This window comes from Chitinophaga arvensicola (genome assembly GCF_900110835.1).
In the GTDB taxonomy this organism is placed as follows: domain Bacteria; phylum Bacteroidota; class Bacteroidia; order Chitinophagales; family Chitinophagaceae; genus Chitinophaga; species Chitinophaga arvensicola.
Map to the genome: position 1 here is coordinate 2,512,819 of NZ_FOJG01000001.1, position 18,680 is coordinate 2,531,498.

Annotated in this window: 10 protein-coding genes; all 10 read left to right on the top strand. The window is 44.2% G+C overall.

The features are described from left to right. Window positions 1-258: 258 nt before the first annotated feature. The 10 genes from BMW79_RS10580 to BMW79_RS10630 all read left to right on the top strand — a co-directional run bounded on the left by BMW79_RS10580 (window position 259) and on the right by BMW79_RS10630 (window position 18,659). Entirely contained in the window at window positions 259-2,220 is a 1,962-nt protein-coding gene (locus tag BMW79_RS10580) for a site-specific DNA-methyltransferase (protein WP_089894271.1), read from the top strand. Between the two features lie 59 nt (window positions 2,221-2,279). After that, complete coding sequence (locus tag BMW79_RS10585; protein WP_089894274.1) at window positions 2,280-4,934, top strand: restriction endonuclease; 2,655 nt, start codon at window positions 2,280-2,282, stop codon at window positions 4,932-4,934. A gap of 178 nt (window positions 4,935-5,112) precedes the next feature. After that, window positions 5,113-5,715, top strand: a complete 603-nt coding sequence (locus tag BMW79_RS10590) for an RNA polymerase sigma factor (protein WP_089894278.1) — start codon at window positions 5,113-5,115, stop codon at window positions 5,713-5,715. Window positions 5,716-5,786: 71 nt separating this feature from the next. Continuing rightward, the gene (locus tag BMW79_RS10595; RefSeq protein ID WP_089894281.1) at window positions 5,787-6,959 is read left to right on the top strand and encodes a FecR family protein; all 1,173 of its coding nucleotides are present in this window, start codon (window positions 5,787-5,789) and stop codon (window positions 6,957-6,959) included. 81 nt (window positions 6,960-7,040) lie between these two features. Beyond that, entirely contained in the window at window positions 7,041-10,640 is a 3,600-nt protein-coding gene (locus BMW79_RS10600; RefSeq protein WP_177192111.1) for a SusC/RagA family TonB-linked outer membrane protein, read from the top strand. Window positions 10,641-10,653: 13 nt separating this feature from the next. Then, window positions 10,654-12,162, top strand: coding sequence for a RagB/SusD family nutrient uptake outer membrane protein (locus BMW79_RS10605; RefSeq protein ID WP_177192112.1), 1,509 nt, complete (start codon window positions 10,654-10,656; stop codon window positions 12,160-12,162). A gap of 21 nt (window positions 12,163-12,183) precedes the next feature. Next, the gene (locus BMW79_RS10610; protein WP_089894290.1) at window positions 12,184-13,068 is read left to right on the top strand and encodes a hypothetical protein; all 885 of its coding nucleotides are present in this window, start codon (window positions 12,184-12,186) and stop codon (window positions 13,066-13,068) included. 41 nt (window positions 13,069-13,109) lie between these two features. Beyond that, complete coding sequence (locus BMW79_RS10615) at window positions 13,110-15,104, top strand: carboxy terminal-processing peptidase (RefSeq protein WP_089894294.1); 1,995 nt, start codon at window positions 13,110-13,112, stop codon at window positions 15,102-15,104. A 282-nt stretch (window positions 15,105-15,386) separates the two neighbouring features. Continuing rightward, window positions 15,387-16,316 carry an ABC transporter ATP-binding protein gene (locus tag BMW79_RS10625; protein ID WP_089894301.1) on the top strand — a complete coding sequence of 310 codons (930 nt, stop codon included), beginning with the start codon at window positions 15,387-15,389 and terminating at the stop codon, window positions 16,314-16,316. Between the two features lie 9 nt (window positions 16,317-16,325). Then, window positions 16,326-18,659: a Gldg family protein gene (locus tag BMW79_RS10630; RefSeq protein WP_089894304.1), complete on the top strand. Its 2,334-nt coding sequence runs from the start codon at window positions 16,326-16,328 to the stop codon at window positions 18,657-18,659. Window positions 18,660-18,680 lie beyond the last annotated feature (21 nt).

An 18,680-nucleotide genomic window follows, 5' to 3' on the forward strand; every position in this document is an offset into this window, starting at 1 on the left:
AGTTACATTTATGTGAAATATTATTTAGAATACTATTTCTAATTTTGGGTATTAATAACCACCACCTCATTAACAGAACTTCATAGAGCAGCAAAATTCGCAGATGCAGATGTTGGGGGCGATTGGCGCCTCCAAAAGACAAATCGGGTTGATTCACATGAGGTGCTAAAAGGTTTACCGGCATTTTAAGCCAGAAAGTACAGCGACAAATTCAGTACAACTTTATTAAAATAAATCGAACAATTTCTATTATACAATATGAACGGACTAAGCCTTACACCTCAACAAGAAAAACTGAAGGCATTACAAAAACTATTGCCTGAAGTGTTTGCTGAAGACAAACTAGACTGGGAAAAGTTGAAAGCTACGCTGGGCGAGGCCATAAACTTCGAAAACGAGCGTTATGTATTAAACTGGGCTGGTAAAGCTGAGGCCTTTAAGGTGTTACAAAGTCCAACCAGCAAAACCCTCGTACCAGCAAAGGCGGAAAGTATTGACTTTGATAAAACAGAAAACATTTTTATAGAAGGGGAAAATTTAGAAGTGCTTAAGACATTGCAAAAAAGCTATTTTGGCAAGGTTAAATTGATTTATATAGACCCGCCCTATAATACTGGCAACGATAGCTTTATATATCCCGACAAATTTGCTGAAACCTTAAAGGAATATCAGGAACGAGTAGGCGATAAAGATGAAGAAGGCTACATGACCAGAGATGGGCTGTTTAGAAAAAACAGCAAAGAAAATGGTCAGTATCACAGCAATTGGTTAAGCATGATGATGCCCCGTCTTTTTCTGGCCAAAAACCTGTTACGCCAGGATGGGTTAATTTTTGTTTCTATTGATGATAATGAGGTACACAATCTGCGGCTATTGATGAACGAGATTTTTGGAGAGGAGCATTTTGTAGCAGAGTTTCCGAGAATCACCAAAAAAGCGGGAAAGACAACTGATTTAATAGCAAAAAATACGGATTATGTTATCTGCTTTAGCAAATCCGATAATGTAGCAATTAATAAAAATACGTTCTCTGATGATGGATATAAGTATAGCGATGAGTATGAAGAAGAAAGAGGAAAATACAAATTAAGCCAGACATTAGACTATGGATCCATTCAGTATTCTCCCTCGTTAGATTATGAGATTGAATTGGAGAACTTCATTTTTCGGCCAGGAGGAGTAAGTAACCTGGAAATGATTGAGAGGAAAAAAAGAAATCCTTCAAGTGATTTTTGTTGGCGTTGGTCAAAAGATTTATTTCAATTCGGATTGGAAAATGGATTTGTGGTTGTAAAAGAGAGCGTAAAAGGCAAAAGAATATATACCAAAACCTATCAAAATGCTACGATAGGGAAAAACAGCAAAGGTTATTTTGTTGACATAATTGAGCGGGCAAAATCAACTTCCACTTTGGAGTTTATTGAAAACGTATATTCAAATGATAACTCAAGAAAAGATCTCGATAAGCTATTTGATGAAAAGGTATTCGATTATTCAAAGCCTGTTAGTCTCATAAAAAAAATTATTTCTAATGGCTCAAACGCTCATGATCTCATCCTGGATTTCTTTGCAGGATCTGGTACTACTGCCCAGGCCGTAATGGAGCTTAATAAGGAAGACGGTAACAACCGAAAATATATTTGCGTGCAACTGCCCGAGCTATGCGATGAAAAAAGTGAAGCCTTTAAGGCTGGTTATAAAACCATTGCCGACATAAGTAAAGAACGTATACGGAGAGCGGGCCGGAAAATACAGATCGAAATTGACGCCTCGCAGCAAAATGCAGAACTGCGATCGGAGAAAACTGAATTGCCTAAGCCAGATCTGGGCTTTAAGGTGCTCAAACTTGCGGATAGCAATTTTAAGCAGTGGCAAAGCAATCCGGGTAAAGATGCAAGGGCACTGGTTGAGCAAATGAAGCTTTTTGTGGACCCTATAGCCGAGCATGCAACCATTGAAAGCATGGTCTATGAGTTTTTGCTTAAAAGCGGCAAAAGCCTAAACAGCAAGATAGAGGACTGCAACGATTACTTTATAATTAATAATAATGAATTGGTATTGTTGCTTAAAAAAGCCACGCCACAGATAATAGAAGGCATTATCGCCCGAAAGCCTCAGAAAGTAATTGCTTTAGATAGCCTGTTTAAAGATAATGATCAGCTAAAAACTAACAGTGTATTGCAAATGGGAGAGGCCGGTATCCAATTCAAAACAATATAGCCAGGTAGATGTTGAATACAGAGACCGGGGAAATAAGATAAGAATTAAAAGACAGACTAATGAAGCTAAGCTTTGAAGCCGACCTATCCTTTCAGCAAGAAGCCATCAAATCGATTACTGACTTGTTTGAAGGGCAACCTTTAGAGGATTCCATATCGGAACTCAACCTTCTGCAAGAAGGTCAGCTGAATTTAATTAATAGTATAAGCAACAATCTGATTTTAAATGAGGAGCAGATTTTAGAAAACCTCAATGCTGTGCAGTTAAAAAATGGTATCCCAGGTTCCACATCGTTAGATGGCTTAAATTTTTCGGTAGAAATGGAAACAGGTACCGGTAAAACTTATGTGTACCTGCGCACTATTTACGAACTGAACAGATTATATGGCTTTAAGAAGTTTGTAATCGTAGTACCTTCGATAGCTATCAGAGAAGGCGTATTGAAAAACCTGGAAATTACGCACGAGCATTTCCAAAACTTGTACGACAATGTGCCCTTGAATTTTCAGCCGTATGGCAGCACCAACGTTTCTAAACTAAGGGGCTTTGCTACCACAAACAATATAGAGATTTTGGTAATCAATATAGATTCGTTTGCCAAGGACGAAAACATAATCAACAAGCCTAATGATAAGCTTAACGGGCAAAAACCTGTTTCATTTATACAAGCTACTCATCCGGTTGTCATTATTGATGAACCACAGAACATGGAAACCGAAAAAAGGCAGAATGCCATACGGGATTTAATGCCTATGGTAATCCTCAGGTATTCGGCAACTCACAAAAACAAATACAACCTGACATACAGCCTTAATCCGGTAAAAGCATACGATCTGGGCCTGGTAAAACAGATTGAAGTTGATTCTATAATAGAAGAAAATGCTTTTAATGATGCTTTTATTGCTGTAGAATCTATTACCGCAACGAAAACAAAGGTGACTGCCAAAATTGCCATTAACAGCAATGAAAAAGAAGGTGTAAAAAAGAAATCAGTGACGGTAAAAGTTGGTGACGATTTGTACAAACTGTCTAATGAGCGGGAAATCTATGCAGAAGGCTATCTGATTGAAGAAATTGATGTCGCCAACCAATGCATATCTATCTCCAACGGAAATATTTTATACAAAGGTGATAGCCAGGGTAACATGACGGATGAAATTATGAAATTTCAGATCCGCAAAACTATTGAAGAACATCTGAAAAAAGAAAAGCGGCTTAACAAACTGGGCATAAAAGTACTGTCGCTGTTTTTTATCGACAAGGTGGCCAATTACAGAAGCTATGACAACGCAGGTAATGTTATAAAAGGAAAATTTGCCTTATGGTTTGAGGACATCTACAAAGAATACATTTCAAAACCAGCATTTAAGGAACTCGATAGATTTGTACCTGAAGAAACCCACAATGGCTATTTCTCTCAGGATGGCAAGGGAAAGTTAAAGGATACCAACGGAGAAACTAAAGCTGACGACGACACCTACAGTCTGATTATGAAGGAGAAAGAGAAGCTATTAAATCTGGATAATCCACTGCGTTTTATTTTTTCGCATTCTGCCTTGCGCGAAGGCTGGGATAATCCGAATGTATTTCAAATCTGTACGCTTAATGAAACCCGGTCAGAAATTAAAAAGAGACAGGAAATTGGTCGTGGTCTCCGTTTGGCAGTGGATCAAAATGGGCACCGAACATACGATAAAAACATAAATCGTTTAACAGTAATTGCCAATGAAAGTTATGAAGACTTTGCGAATGCCTTACAAAAGGAAATAGAAAAAGATTGCGGAATTCAATTTGAAGGGCGGATAAAAAAGGCGCAGGACAAGATCAAAATAAATTATAGGAAAGGCTTTGAGGTAGACCCTTTATTTTTGCAGATTTGGGAAAAGCTGAAAAGTAAAACCACTTACAGTGTTGAATATAAAACGGACGAATTAATTAAATTGTCAGCGAAGGCAATTAAAGAGCTACCCGAAATAAAAGCTCCTGCCTTACGGGCGACCAAAACTGGAATCACCATGACCGATAAGGGCATCGGCAGTGTTTTCATGGGTGAAAAAGTTGAAAGTGCCAATGGCCATTCATGGAGAATTCCGGATATTTTGAGCTACATACAAAGTAAAACCGAACTGACGCGTTCCACTATTCAGGTCATTTTAGAACAATCAGGCAGACTTGACGATGTTTTAGCTAATCCTCAGCTGTTTTTAGACCTTTCTGCACAGGTTATAAAGCGAACACTTTATAGTATTATGATAGAGGGGATAAAATACAAGAAAATCGGAGGTGGCGAATATAAAATAGCATTGTTTGAGGCTCAGGAACTGGAAGTTTATTTAGATGAATTTTCTTACGAAGTTACCAATCCTAAAAAAACTGTATACCAAGAATATATTCCTTTGGATTCAAGAGTTGAAAGCAGATTTGCTCAGGATTGCGAAACTAGCGAACAGGTAAAGTTCTATTTCAAATTGCCGAACTGGTTTAAAATACCTACCCCCATAGGTAGCTATAATCCTGATTGGGCAATAGTTTTCGAAGATGATAAGAAAATGTACTTTGTTGCAGAAACGAAAGATACCGGGACACCACAGGTTGATCCGTCTAAGCTAACCATTGATGAACAGATGAAAATTAAATGTGGGGAAGCGCATTTCAGGCAGTTGGATGGGTTAAACTATAAAGTTGTTAGCAAAGTAAAGCAGCTATTAGGTTAACATTGCCATTCCGGTAGCATATACACTCCCGTCTTATTCTACCGGAATGTTATATATGGGACATCAGAACATCAATACGTTTTAAACAATTATTTTAGATATTTTCGCAGTAGTTTTAGCTAAAGTGCTTCCATCTTCACACACCAGGACAATCAAAATCACCTAATCACATAAAGGGATGCATGTGGATGAATATAACGAAAAAGAACTACTGCGCCTGGTAGCGGAGGGAGATGAAACGGCGTACAGGCAGTTATTTCATCTTCACTGGAATAATGTTTACACCGTAGCGCTGGTACTCACCAAATCCGTTCCCCTGGCGGAAGACATGGTACAGGATGTGTTCCTGAAAGTATGGCAGAAAAGAGACCAGTTTGGTCACGTAGAAAGATTTGAAGATTATCTTTTTATGATGGCACGCAATCACATTTTTACCGAATTAAAGAAAAAAGCAAAAGACGAAACCTTTAAAAAAGGGATCATCGACTACTTCGAAAGCAGCGGCAACCACGCCGATATTACGTTACTTACCAAAGAAACCCAGGAACAGATTAATCTTGCCATCCGTCAGCTAACCCCTCAGCAGGAACTGGTATACCGGCTTAGCCGCGATCAGGGACTCTCCCATGAAGAAATAGCCCAGCAATTAAATATTTCCCGCAATACGGTGAGAAATCATATTGTACAATCTTTGAAAGTGATCAGGGACTATCTGAAAGATAATACCAGCGGAGCCGTATTGGTTTGGGCCCTGTTGAAAATATTTTTTCAGCATCACTAGTTCATGTCTCTTCTTTTGAAGTCTTTAATCTGGAGGACCACCTAAAAGCGGCTGATCTTTATACTTAACCGATGAATGATTTTAAGGAATTATTAGCGCGTTACCTGCATGGGGAGCTTACTTCAGAAGAAGTAAGCCGGCTGATGACGTATATAGTGGAAGATGAAGCGGTGTTACCGGAAGAGATCACAGCGCTGCTTTCTGCGCAGCGGGAAGCAGGAACGGGTGATCCTGTGCAGGAAGAACTATTGTTCAACCGCATCATGGACATGGACCGTGAACTAAGCCGCAAACCGGTATATCGCCGCATGTGGTGGGCAGCTGCGGCAGGCATCCTCATGCTGCTTGGTGCCGCCGGATATTTCTGGCATCAGCAAAACAACCCTGTCTCCACAAAACATCCGACAGTAGCCGTATCGGAACCAGATACAAAGATTCCTGCCGGCAGCAAAGGCGCAATCCTGACCCTGTCCAATGGCGAAAATATTGTACTCGACAGCACCGGCAACGGTACCATTGCTATTCAGAATGGCGTGAAAGTAGCGCTGAACAACGGGCAATTGCAATATCAGCCTGATTCCGCCAGCACGGCTATCGTATTTAACACACTTAGTACGCCACGGGGCCGCGAATTCCAGATAGTTTTGCCGGATGGCTCCAGGGTATGGCTGAACTCCGCTTCTTCCATTAAATACCCTGCTGCTTTTAACGGTAAAGAAAGAAGTGTGGAAATAACGGGAGAAGTATACTTTGAAATAGCCGCTAATGCCAACATGCCTTTCAAGGTAAAAATCAATAAAGAAACAACCATAGACGTACTCGGAACACATTTTAATATTAATGCGTATCCCGACGAAAAGAATATAGCTGCCACCTTAGCAGAAGGCGCTATCCGCTTTAATTTAAATCAGGAATCAACCATACTTTCACCAGGACAACAGGCCGGGGTACCTAATCAGTCTGCAGGAAAAAAACATATCCATGTTACAGCAAATGCAGACTTAGCGCAGATCCTCGCCTGGAAAGACGGCTTATTTGATTTTAATCATATGCCATTTGATCAGGTGATGCGTCAGTTATCGCGATGGTACGATATCGACGTCACGTACGAGAACGGAATACCAGACATCGATTTTGAAGGAACATTAGGAAGAGATGTAAGCTTATCTAAAATTTTATTCTTCCTCGGTAAGGTAGGTGTACAATACCGGATCGAAGGAAGAAGACTGGTGATCAGTCAGTAGGGATATATTTAATAATCAACCAAATTAATGACGAACATGAAAACAAAGGCTCTTTGTTATGGGGCGTGTATTGTCTTAACTATGCTACTTTTCAGTGCTCCGGTTCGGTCACAATCAACCAGGATCATCGTTTCAACAGGAACGACCCCGCTCATTACTTTAACAGGAAAGGAGTTGTCGCTGGAACAGGTATTGGCAGAAGTAAAGAAGCAAACAGGCTACGCTGTATTCTATACCAAAAAAACTGTGGAGGATACGAACCCGTTGACGTTCGATGCTAAACACATGCCGCTGAAAGACTTTATGAATATGATCATGCGTGATCAGCCCTTCGAATACGTAATAGAAAATACCACTATTATGATTGTTCCAAAAGGTGTGAGAACGCAGGCAACAGTGGAAGGTTTTGTAAGAGACTCGGTAACCGGTACTCCCCTGATAGGAGCTACCATCGCCGTATACACGAAGAACAGGTTTGTTACCGCCGACGAAAAAGGACACTTCGCCGTTGAGGCGACAACCGGTGATAACCTGCTGGTCACATTTGTAGGTTATAAACCTAATCTTTACAGAATTGCAGATGCTGGTAAGAAGCTCTTTATAACACTCACCTCACAGGAAACAGCGCTGAAAGAAATAACCGTTACCAACGGATACCAGCAGATTGACAGCCGTAAACTCACCAGTGCTATCACCACACTGAAAGCAGCCGACATTGTTACGCCCGGCATGTTTTCTATCGATCAGGCGCTTGAAGGCCGCGTACCCGGTTTATTTGTGATGAATAATTCCGGCGCTATCGGCGCTTCGCCCAAAATACGTATCCGTGGTACTTCTACTGTATTGGGCAGCAGGGAACCGGTATGGGTAGTAGATGGCGTGGTGGTAAATGATCCCGTGGGCATAGATCCGCAAACGATCAATGACCTGGATTTTGTGAACCGCCTGGGCAATGCTATCTCCGGTCTTAAACCTTATGATATTGAACAGATAGATGTACTGAAAGATGCTTCTGCTACTGCGTTATACGGCGTAAGGGCCGCCAACGGCGTAATTGTGATCACCACCAAAAGAGGTCGCCCCGGCGCGCCGGTGGTCAACTTCAGCAACTCCAGTACCTATACACCCCGGCCCCACTATACCGATCATAATATTGACCTCATGAATTCCCGGGAACGTGTTGATTTTTCACGCGATCTGATCAGCAATGGCGCCGTTTATCCTGCTACGCTTAACTGGGTAGGATACGAAGGAGCATTGAATGACCTGTACAGTGGAAAGTATACCTATGACCAGTTTCAGCAGGCGGTAACTAAACTGGAAACCAATAACACCGACTGGTTTAAACTTATTACCCGCGATGCACTATCCACACAGAATAACCTGAGCATTTCCGGTGGTACCGATAAACTCAGCTATTTTGCTTCTGTAGGCGCTGCCACTCAAATGGGTACACTGAAAGGTGAAGGTATTGATCAGTATACCGCTTTCATCAAGCTGAATTCCAATGTCACCAAAAAACTCAGCTGGGAATTAAACCTGAGAAATAATGTGGAGAAACGGAAGTATGTAGCTTCCTCTGTGAATGCGCTCAACTATGCATACAACACCAGCCGCGCTATCCCTGCCTATAACGACGATGGCTCATTGAGTTACTACAGCAAGTTTGATGCAGTTTCCAATAAGTACTATAATTACAATGTGCTGAATGAAATGCAGAACTCCACAGATAGAAGCGATGTATCCGGTATTAATCTCAGCACCAATCTGAATTATAAATTTAACAGGGCGCTTACCGGTACCGTATTATTTTCCTATGCCAATAACAATACTACCCAACAGATCGGCTATAATGAAAATACTTTTTATGCCGCCGGTTTAAGACAAAGTGAATACAAAACAATCCCGAATCCCCAGTTTAGCCAGATGCCTTATGGTGGTGAATTACGCACCAATACCACCCGCAATGCCTCTTACCTGGTAAGGGGGCAGGTAAACTATGGTGCACCTGTGGGCGCTAATCAGCGCGACCGCCTGGACATCCTCCTGGGAACAGAAATATCCTCCAATGCCTATAAAGGATTACAACTGGTAAGAAGAGGCTATCTGCCCGACAGAGGCGAAACTTTTGCACCGGTAGATCCCGTGAAGTTCCCGGCATTCGGGCAATGGCAGGGTACTAATGTGGACCTGGTACAGGATGTGCTGACCAATCTGGCTTCCGGTTATTTTTCCGGTAGCTATACCATCAATCATAAATACATTCTGAACTTTAATACCAGGACAGATTTTTCCAATAAATTCGGCTCCCGCAGCCGCGAGAAATTCCTGCCTACCTGGTCGGTTTCCGGCAGATGGGATGTAGCAGAAGATTTCTTCAAACACTCCGGTTTCGTGAATACACTGGCCCTGAGAGGATCTTACGGCTACCAGGGTAATATGCTGGAAAACCAGACACCGGAACTGATCATCAAACAGGGATCTCTGGACCCGGTAACACAGGAATATTATTCCAACATAGCCTACTATCCTAACCCGAATCTGAAATGGGAAAATACCCGGGAAGTGAACCTCACACTGGATTTCGCATTGCTTCATAACAAACTGAATGGTACGGTTACTTACTTCCATAAGAAAACCGATAATGCGTTTCTGAATAAAGAAGTTTCAGATATCAATGGCAGAACCACTTATGTGGTGAATTCCGGTACCATCGAAAACCAGGGTGTGGAAGTAGCCTTCAGCTTTGTACCTGTGAATAACCTGGGTGCCAACGGAAAAAGTAAGGGATTCAGCTGGAGAATTGATCCGCAGCTGGGACAAGTCGTAAACCGCCTGCTGGCCAAAGCCATCAACAACAACGGGTTGAACCAGTCGGTTGGACCCGCCAATCCCAATTCCTATCTCAGCTACCTGAATGGCAGCCAGATCATCAACGATAAACCGGTCAATACTTTCTATTCCTACCAGTTCAACGGCCTGGATCATCTCAAAGGCTATCCGACGTTTAAGAATGATAGTCCGGACGACTGGAAGAAATACGCCACCATGAACCGCGACCAGGTGTATCAACAGGTGATGGCGCCTTCCGGCAACCGTATCCCTACTATACAGGGCGGTATCAGTAACATTTTTACATACAAGAATTTCGGGTTAAGCTTCAACCTTGCTTACAGCTTCGGCTCAAAAGTGCGCCTGTTTAAATTATATACCGGACCGGATAAAGTACCATTTACCAACGCCTCTTCCACACCGTTGCCGGAGAATAATGTAAACCGGGTATTTATAGGCCGCTGGCGCCAACCAGGTGATGAAGCGTTTACCAATATACCAGCGATTTTATCGGATGTGGATTTCAACCGTACCCGTCAGCATGGCTCCGGCGGACAGCCCTACCAGTATGCAGATAATATCTGGCAGATGTACGACAACTCAGATGTAAGAGTAGCCAGTGGCAATTTTGTGAAGCTGAAAACGATGACTTTCCGCTACCAGCTGCCTGATCAGTTGCTCAGCAGATGGAGACTGAAAGCTGCTACCATCCTGTTGTCCGGTACTAACCTGTATACTTTTGCCAGTAAGGAACTGCACGGGCAGGATCCTGAGCAGAACAGCTTCGACGGTTCTATACAGCAGGCGCCGCGCCCTACTTACTCTTTCGGTATTGATGTGTCATTCTAAAATTGATTGTACGATGAAATGGTTCAAAGTATGCATGATATGCTTCGGGTTGGTGGTAACAATCACCGGATGCAAAAAGTTCCTGGACGAGAACTCCCAGTCCCTGCAATATGCAGACAACTGGCAGCGCCTGCAGGAAGTATTGGTGGGTGATGGCTATATGCCGCACCTGCTGCCACCTTTCCCAACTAATTCCTATAAAGAACAACAGAAGGCATCTTATATGTCATGGCTGAATGTGATGGATGATGATATTGCGGAGAATGTAACCGGCCCTGCTTTTTTCGATGGCCGTCAGGACTACTTCGGATTTTTTACGTGGCAGGCGAATCCCTTTGTAAGCTACAATTACGGCTTCAATAATGACGACAGCTGGTCGAAGTTCTATGTGAATATCAATGCGGTCAACGTTATTGCGCAAAAGGCCAATGATCTCAAGGATAACCCGGAAGAGCTGAAGCGCATCCGTGGGGAAGCATTGTTTCTGCGGGCAGAATACTACTTCTACATGGTGAACACTTACGCCCTGGCTTACAATAAAAAAACAGCTACCACCGATCCGGGCGTACCCCTGAAGATTACAGAGTATATTGAAGATAAATTTTTCACCCGCTCTACCGTCGACAGCGTATATCAACAGATGGTAGTGGACCTGAAAGAAGCAGAAGGCTTACTGGATGGAGTGCAGCAAACATCTATCTATCATGCGGATGTAAATGCGGTCAATATCCTGCAAAGCCGGATATACCTGTATATGCAGGACTGGCAGAATGCGGCAGCGGCAGCCGATAAGGTGATCGGCCGAAGAGCGCAGTTGTTCAACCTGGCGCAGTATAAGCCAGAGACCAGCTTCTTCAACAGCACATCTCCCGAAGCTATTTTTACCCAGGGAGGAAATTCTATGATCTTTACTTCCCCTTTGCCGCAACAGGTAAAGGTGCTCATGCCCAGTCCTGATCTGATGGGACTTTATCAGCCGCAGGACTTACGTCTGAAAGCATTTTTTGAGCAAAGCAGCAATGGTGTTTACCGTTATACAAAAGTATACCGGTCTAATACCGTTACACCCGTGGAGATTCTTTCAGATACCTATTTTATGCGCAATGCAGAAGCTTATCTGAACAAAGCCGAAGCTGCCGCTATGCTGGATCAGCCGGCAGCAGCCAATACCGCGCTGAATACCTTGCGGGCAGCACGTTTTCTGCCAGCCAACTTTACACCGGTGAACCTGTCCGGCGTGCCGCTGGTCAATTTTATACGGGATGAAAGAAGAAGGGAATTATGCTTTGAAGGACATCGCTGGTTTGATCTGAAAAGATATGCGGTGAATGAAAAATATCCTTTCACCAAAAAGATTGTGCATACCTGGTCTGATGGTGTAGTAGGCGGCGCTGTAATCCGTGCCACACTCACGTTGGAACCCGGCGATCCGGATTACCTGCTCCCTATTCCACCACCCGCTATTTTATTTAACCAGGGTACGCTGGCGCCAAATCCGGCGCGACAGGACAGAACCTTTTAAACATTTAAACAGCACTTTCACATGAAACAATATATCAGCTTATTATTGCTATCGGGTGTTACTGTTTTGTTTTCCTGTAAAAAGGAACAGGCACCCGATCCTTCACCTGTTCACCCGGATCCGTATATGCGGGTGGATAATCCTGCCAATGAAGCAGATCACCAGATTTATCTGCTGTATAAGCAAACCGGGATACCCGTGCTGTACAGCGATACATTGGCTAAAGACCCGGTTACATTGCTGAATGCAGCCTACCAGATAACTACCTACGATTCCACGTTACGGATTAAATACCTGACCAGATCCAGCGATGTGCTGACTGGTCTCAACTTTGTGAAAAACCAGATCTTACCGGCACTTGGCGGTACGTTGAAACCATTCAGCATTTTGCTGGCGGATTCGGCTACCGGTAAAGTGCTGGTAAACAACGGCGGTGTACGCAGCATTGTAACGATGCTGTACAGCGCCTATCCAACTATCAACACGCTGATCATTTCCAGGATCAACGCTATTGCAGGCATGGCGCCCGACACACTGACTTATTTTAAGAAAGACATTTTCAAAGCCATTTTGCAAACACCACTGGGCCAGCGGGATGATCTGCTGAAAAATTTCGTTGCCGTCAGCGCCGATTTTTACAACAAAGGCGTCTATGGTGATGGTTCTATTTCCGGCTACCTGCCCTATGCGCCAAGGGAAACTTACGGACTGGTATCATTGAGTCCCCTGCCGGCTTATTATTATTCAGCCGGCACACAGGTGGATGATATCAGTGGCTACTTCGATGTAGTACTGACATTAACAAAAGAGCAGTTCGCAGCAAAATATGGTAATTATCCACTGGTAATGACCAAATACGATTTGTTTACCAAAGCATTGGTAGCACTGGGTTTTAAAATGCCCTGACTTTTTAGGAACCGCTCAGTGTATTGTTTAAAAAAATAAGCATGAGAAGGAATGTAATATTGGTGGCAGCGCTGGCTGCCACTGTTTTTTTATCATCTTTTGCACCCATAGTAAAGGAAGATGATAAACGGCAGCAGGAACAACAGATCCTGGTTGCGGTGGGTAAAATGCTTATCGCAAAACATTATCATCCCCGGAAGATAGATGATATTTTTTCCACTGAAGTATGGAATGCCTACCTGGCACAGCTGGACCCCGATAAACAGTTCTTTTTGCAGGAAGACATTACCGCATTGGAACAATACCGCGTACAACTGGATGAGGAGATAGCCGGTACTGCACCCATCGCATTTTTCAACGCCGCCTCCACACTTTTTGCACAGCGCGTGGCAGAAGTAGCAACCCAGTATCAGCAGGATTTATCCACACCGATGCGCTTTGATGTAAAGCATGAAAGCTGGAAGAAACCGGATCATTATCCGGCTGATAAGAAAGAGCGGGCCCATAACGGATATCGCTATCTGAAATACCTGGTGCTGCGTAACCTGGTATTGCTACAGGAGCAACAGCCGCTCACCGCCAATAAAGAAGCGGCAGTGCGTCAGAAAACACAGCAGCAGCTGAACCGGAGTATGGCAGGTATTAAAGTTAATCTGACAGAAGAGAAACAATTCAATGCCTTCGTGAATGTAATAGTGCGGACCATGGATCCGCATACAGATTATTTTCCACCGGCGGCGGTGCAATCGTATTTCAATGAGTTGCGCAACCGCTTTATTGGTATTGGTGTACAGTTGCAACAGGAAGACGGCATCACAAAAATAGTGAGCCTGGAACCAGGCGGCCCCGCTGAAAAAAGTGGTCAGTTGCATCCCGGCGATCAGCTACTACAGATCGGTGCCGATACCGCGACCCGGCTAACAGACATTGATGGCATGATGGTATCCGAAATATCAGCCCTGATAAGGGGAGAGAAAGGTACCGTTGTAAAGCTGATGCTAAAGCGGGAAGCGGGTGCGCTCGAAACCGTATCCCTGACCAGGGATGAAATTGTGCAGGAAGAGGGCTTTGCGCGCGCTGCCATCATTCGGGATGGGGAGCGTAAAACAGGATACGTTATGCTGCCGAAGTTTTATACAGACCCTACCGGCCGCACCGATGTGCATTGCGCCAAAGATATGGCTACCGCCATTACTGCACTGAAAGCAGAAAAGGTAAATGGCATTATACTCGACCTCCGGTCCAACGGCGGCGGCTCGCTGGACGAAGTGATCCGCATGGTGGGTCTTTTTATCAAAGCCGGACCGGTAGTACAGGTAAAAGACAACACCGGTAACATAGTTGTGCTGAAAGACCAGGACAGCAGTCTTTTGTATGATGGCCCATTAACGGTGATGGTGAATGAAATGAGCGCTTCCGCCGCAGAAATATTTGCGGCTGCCATACAGGATTATCATCGCGGTATCATTATCGGCAGCAGCGCTACCTATGGAAAAGGTACGGTGCAATCTACCCTTCCTTTGGGACCTCCGGAAGCGGGGTTGCTGAAGCTCACCATCCAGCAATTCTATCGCATCAACGGCGGTTCTACACAAATCAAAGGGGTGGTACCGGATATCGTATTACCGGATGTATATGATTTGATGAAGATCCGCGAAAAAGATAATGCAGATGCCCTGCCCTGGGATCAGATCGCAGGAGCGGAGTATACGGTTTGGAACACTTCGCGAAATGTACAGGAGCCTGCAACAGACACGATATTCAGCGCTATCAGGCAGCTTACACAACAATTATCCGCCACTGCTGCGGAAAAACCATTGAACCTGGCAGCTTATACTACACAACAACACGCCCGGCAGGAGGTACAAAAAAAACTCCAGCAATTACAAAAATTGCCTGCAGGTAAAGAACTGGACATCATACCGGTGAATAACGCCAGCATACATTTGATGTCTACAGAAAACTACCAGACCTGGATCAATAAACTGAAACCTGACATATACATTGCAGCGGCGTTGAGAAATACCATGCCCTGATCTCCTGTTTACCTGGTGTGTGAAGCAGCTTCACACACCAGCAGCCAACTGGTTGCTGCTGCTCCGGTGCCCGCTTTTCCCGGAAAATTTATTTTCCGCATTCATAGTTCCTCCCTCTCTTTTCTGAGTCTTTATTATATAAGCAAAAACGGAAAAATGCCGGCTACGCTGCCAACAGGTGAAGATGGCCTGTCATAGCGTAATTATTCAACCAATATTATCATTGAGGATGAGGGTTATTTCCGCTTCAAAGTTTACTCTCTGTAACAACACAAACTGACTATGAGTTTTATTCTAAAGACAGATAATCTGTCTCACAGGTACAGTAATTCCTCCTGGGCCATACGCAATATCAACCTGGAAATAGCGCACACGGGTGTGGTTGGCTTATTGGGTTCCAACGGCGCCGGTAAGTCCACTACCATGAATATTATTTGTGGTGCGCTCAACCAAAGTGAAGGAACGGTATACATCAACGGCACCGATCTGAGAAAGCATCCGGAAACGGCCAAAAAGGATATTGGTTTCCTGCCACAGGTACCACCTTTGTATCCTGATCTTACGATAGATGAATATCTCATATACAGTGCAGAGTTGCGGTTTATTGAGAAAAATAAGATAAAGGGTGCACTGGAAGAAGTAAAAGAACGGTGCGGGCTGTCGCATCTCAGTTCCAGACTGATCGGCAACCTGTCTGGCGGCTACCGTCAGCGGGTGGGCATTGCGCAGGCGATTATCCACAAGCCCAAGCTGGTGGTGCTGGATGAACCCACCAATGGGCTGGATCCTAACCAGATTATTGAAGCCCGGAAGCTGATCCGGGAAATAGCATTGGACCATGCAGTACTTTTTTCTTCGCATATCCTCTCCGAAGTACAATTGCTTTGTAAGGAAATCATCATGATAGAAGGAGGAAGGATGATCTTTTCTGATTCGATGGATGCTTTTAACAACTATGTACAACCACACAGTGTGTTAATGCGGGTGGAAAACCGCCCTTCTGAAGAGGTGCTGTTGAAAATAACGGGTGTTACTAAAGTAGATTTTCTGAGCGACAAACAGGTACGGGTATATTTTGATGGCGGAGAAGAAATCACAGAACGACTGCTGGCCGCCAGTATGCAATATCACTGGAAGCTCCGTGAAATCAACTTCGATAAAACAATGCTCGACGACACCTTCAAACAATTATCTGCCCAAACCAACCAGTAAACCAATAAGATGAAAATAATATTCAAAATAACGAGAACAGAGCTGCGAAATCTATTTTATTCCCCGGTGGCATGGTTCTTAATAATAGTGTTCCTGATACAGTGTGCCATTTTTTATACCTATTCATTGGTACCGATGGCCAAATGGCAGGATATCATGATGAGTAATAACCCGAAATTTAAGCCAGGCGGTCCTTCGCTTACGGCGATTATTTTCCTGAGCCCTGGTAATGGTGTCATCGGAAACGTACTGCAAAATCTCTACCTGTTCGTTCCCCTGCTCACAATGGGACTGATCAGCCGGGAAATCAATAATGGCTCCATCAAACTGCTCTATTCTTCGCCGGTTAAAATACGTCACATTGTGCTGGGGAAGTACCTGGCCATTATGATCTATAACCTTTTACTGGTAGGTATAGTAGGCATATTCATGGTATCGGCGGCCTTCAACATTGCTTCGGTAGATTATGGATTGCTGTTATCAGCGGCGCTGGGCTTCTACCTGCTGGTATGTGCTTATACCGCTATCGGCCTGTTTATGTCGAGCCTCACTACGTACCAGGTGGTATCTGCTATCGGTACTTTTATTATCATTTTTGTACTGGGCCGTATTGGTGGCCTGTGGCAGAAATATGATTTTATCAGAGACCTGACTTATTTCCTTTCCATGGTGGGCCGCACCGGGAAACTGATGCGCGGACTGATCACGACTAAAGACGTGATTTATTTCCTCGTCATCGTTTATATTTTCCTGTCGTTTGCCATGTTGAAACTCAGGAGTGGGCGCGAGTCGAGTCCCTGGTTTGTAAAAGCGGCTAAATACGTGGCAGTAATGGTATCGGCACTGGCTATCGGTTACATCGCTTCATTGCCGGCACTCACCGGCTACTGGGACACCACGGCGCGTAAAACAAATACCCTGCGCCCTGCCACACAGAAAATCCTGAAAGAGCTGGGCGACGATCCGCTGGAGGTAACACTCTATACCAATCTGCTGGGGCCTGTGGCAGCGAAAGGATTACCGGAAGCGCGTAACAGCTACCTGTCTACCGTTTGGGAGGGGTATACCCGTTTCAAACCCGGTATTAAATTCAACTACGAGTATTATTACAGTGTAAAAAAGGGAGATAGTTCTATTTACAGAGGTTTCCCCGGAAAAACATTGAAACATATTGCCGGGCAGATGGCAGAAGGATATAACGCAGATATTTCGCTGTTTAAAACACCGGAAGAAATGCGCAAAACAGTGGACCTGGAACCGGAAAACCTGCGCACCGTGATGCAGTTAAAATACAAAGGCCGCAGTGTTTTTGTGCGCACCTTTAACGATAACCAGTTCTGGCCGGAAGAAATGCATATGGCCGCTGCCTTTAAAAGGTTGCTGCAGGCAAAGTTACCCAAAGTCTATTTTATGACGGGCGACCTGGAACGCAACATTTACAAAGGAGGCGAACGTGAATTTGAATTACACGCTACCTCAAAATTATCACGTTATTCATTGGTAAACCTTGGATTTGATGCAGATACTATTTCCTTGAATACACAGGATATTCCGGCAGATATTACGGCCCTCGTACTGGCAGATCCGAAAACGGAATTAAGCGCGGTGAGCATCGGGAAGCTGGAGCAGTATATTGCTAATGGCGGCAACCTGTTTATTCTCGGTGAACCCGGTAAACAACAGATGCTGAATCCTTTGCTCGCTAAATTAGGAGTGCAGTTAATGCCCGGCAACCTGGTACAGCCATCTACCTATGAAATGCCGCATATGCTTACGCCTTATCTGACACCAGCCAGTGCATATCTTTCGGAAGATCCGCACCTGATGGGACTAAGGGAAAGCATGCAGGAAAAGGATTATGACACACTGACCGTACAGGTACCAGGCGCCACTGGTATTTCTGTTGACAACAACGCGCCATTTACCGTAAAGCCCCTGCTATCGACCGTAGCAGAAAAGAGTTGGTTGAAGATGGGACCATTGGTAGTAGATTCTGCCCAGGTAGTATTTACCCCGCAGGATGGAGATATAAGGGCTGCTTCCCCGGTGGCCGTTCAGTTAACCAGGGCGGTGAATAATAAGGAGCAGCGCATTATTGTGTGCAGTGATGCTGATTTTATGTCCAACATGCGCAATGGCGGCGGCTTTATGGGAACGGCCATTTATAGCTGGCTGGATTATAATGTGTTCCCGATCTACGATCAGAACACCCGGGCAAAGGATACCAAATTAAACATCAGCGCCGCAATGGCCAATGTATTGATTGCGGTATATGTGTGGATACTGCCAGCACTGGTGTTAATTACAGGCATGGTGTTACTGTTAAGGCGCAAGAGAAAATAACTGTTACGTAAAAAAACGATC

What these genes read in the sequence shown, in the direction of transcription:
- BMW79_RS10580 (WP_089894271.1), top strand. Translation starts at nt 259, where the DNA reads ATGAACGGACTAAGCCTTACACCTCAACAAGAAAAACTGAAGGCATTA.
- BMW79_RS10585 (WP_089894274.1), top strand. Translation starts at nt 2,280, where the DNA reads ATGAAGCTAAGCTTTGAAGCCGACCTATCCTTTCAGCAAGAAGCCATC.
- BMW79_RS10590 (WP_089894278.1), top strand. Translation starts at nt 5,113, where the DNA reads ATGCATGTGGATGAATATAACGAAAAAGAACTACTGCGCCTGGTAGCG.
- BMW79_RS10595 (WP_089894281.1), top strand. Translation starts at nt 5,787, where the DNA reads ATGAATGATTTTAAGGAATTATTAGCGCGTTACCTGCATGGGGAGCTT.
- BMW79_RS10600 (WP_177192111.1), top strand. Translation starts at nt 7,041, where the DNA reads ATGCTACTTTTCAGTGCTCCGGTTCGGTCACAATCAACCAGGATCATC.
- BMW79_RS10605 (WP_177192112.1), top strand. Translation starts at nt 10,654, where the DNA reads ATGAAATGGTTCAAAGTATGCATGATATGCTTCGGGTTGGTGGTAACA.
- BMW79_RS10610 (WP_089894290.1), top strand. Translation starts at nt 12,184, where the DNA reads ATGAAACAATATATCAGCTTATTATTGCTATCGGGTGTTACTGTTTTG.
- BMW79_RS10615 (WP_089894294.1), top strand. Translation starts at nt 13,110, where the DNA reads ATGAGAAGGAATGTAATATTGGTGGCAGCGCTGGCTGCCACTGTTTTT.
- BMW79_RS10625 (WP_089894301.1), top strand. Translation starts at nt 15,387, where the DNA reads ATGAGTTTTATTCTAAAGACAGATAATCTGTCTCACAGGTACAGTAAT.
- BMW79_RS10630 (WP_089894304.1), top strand. Translation starts at nt 16,326, where the DNA reads ATGAAAATAATATTCAAAATAACGAGAACAGAGCTGCGAAATCTATTT.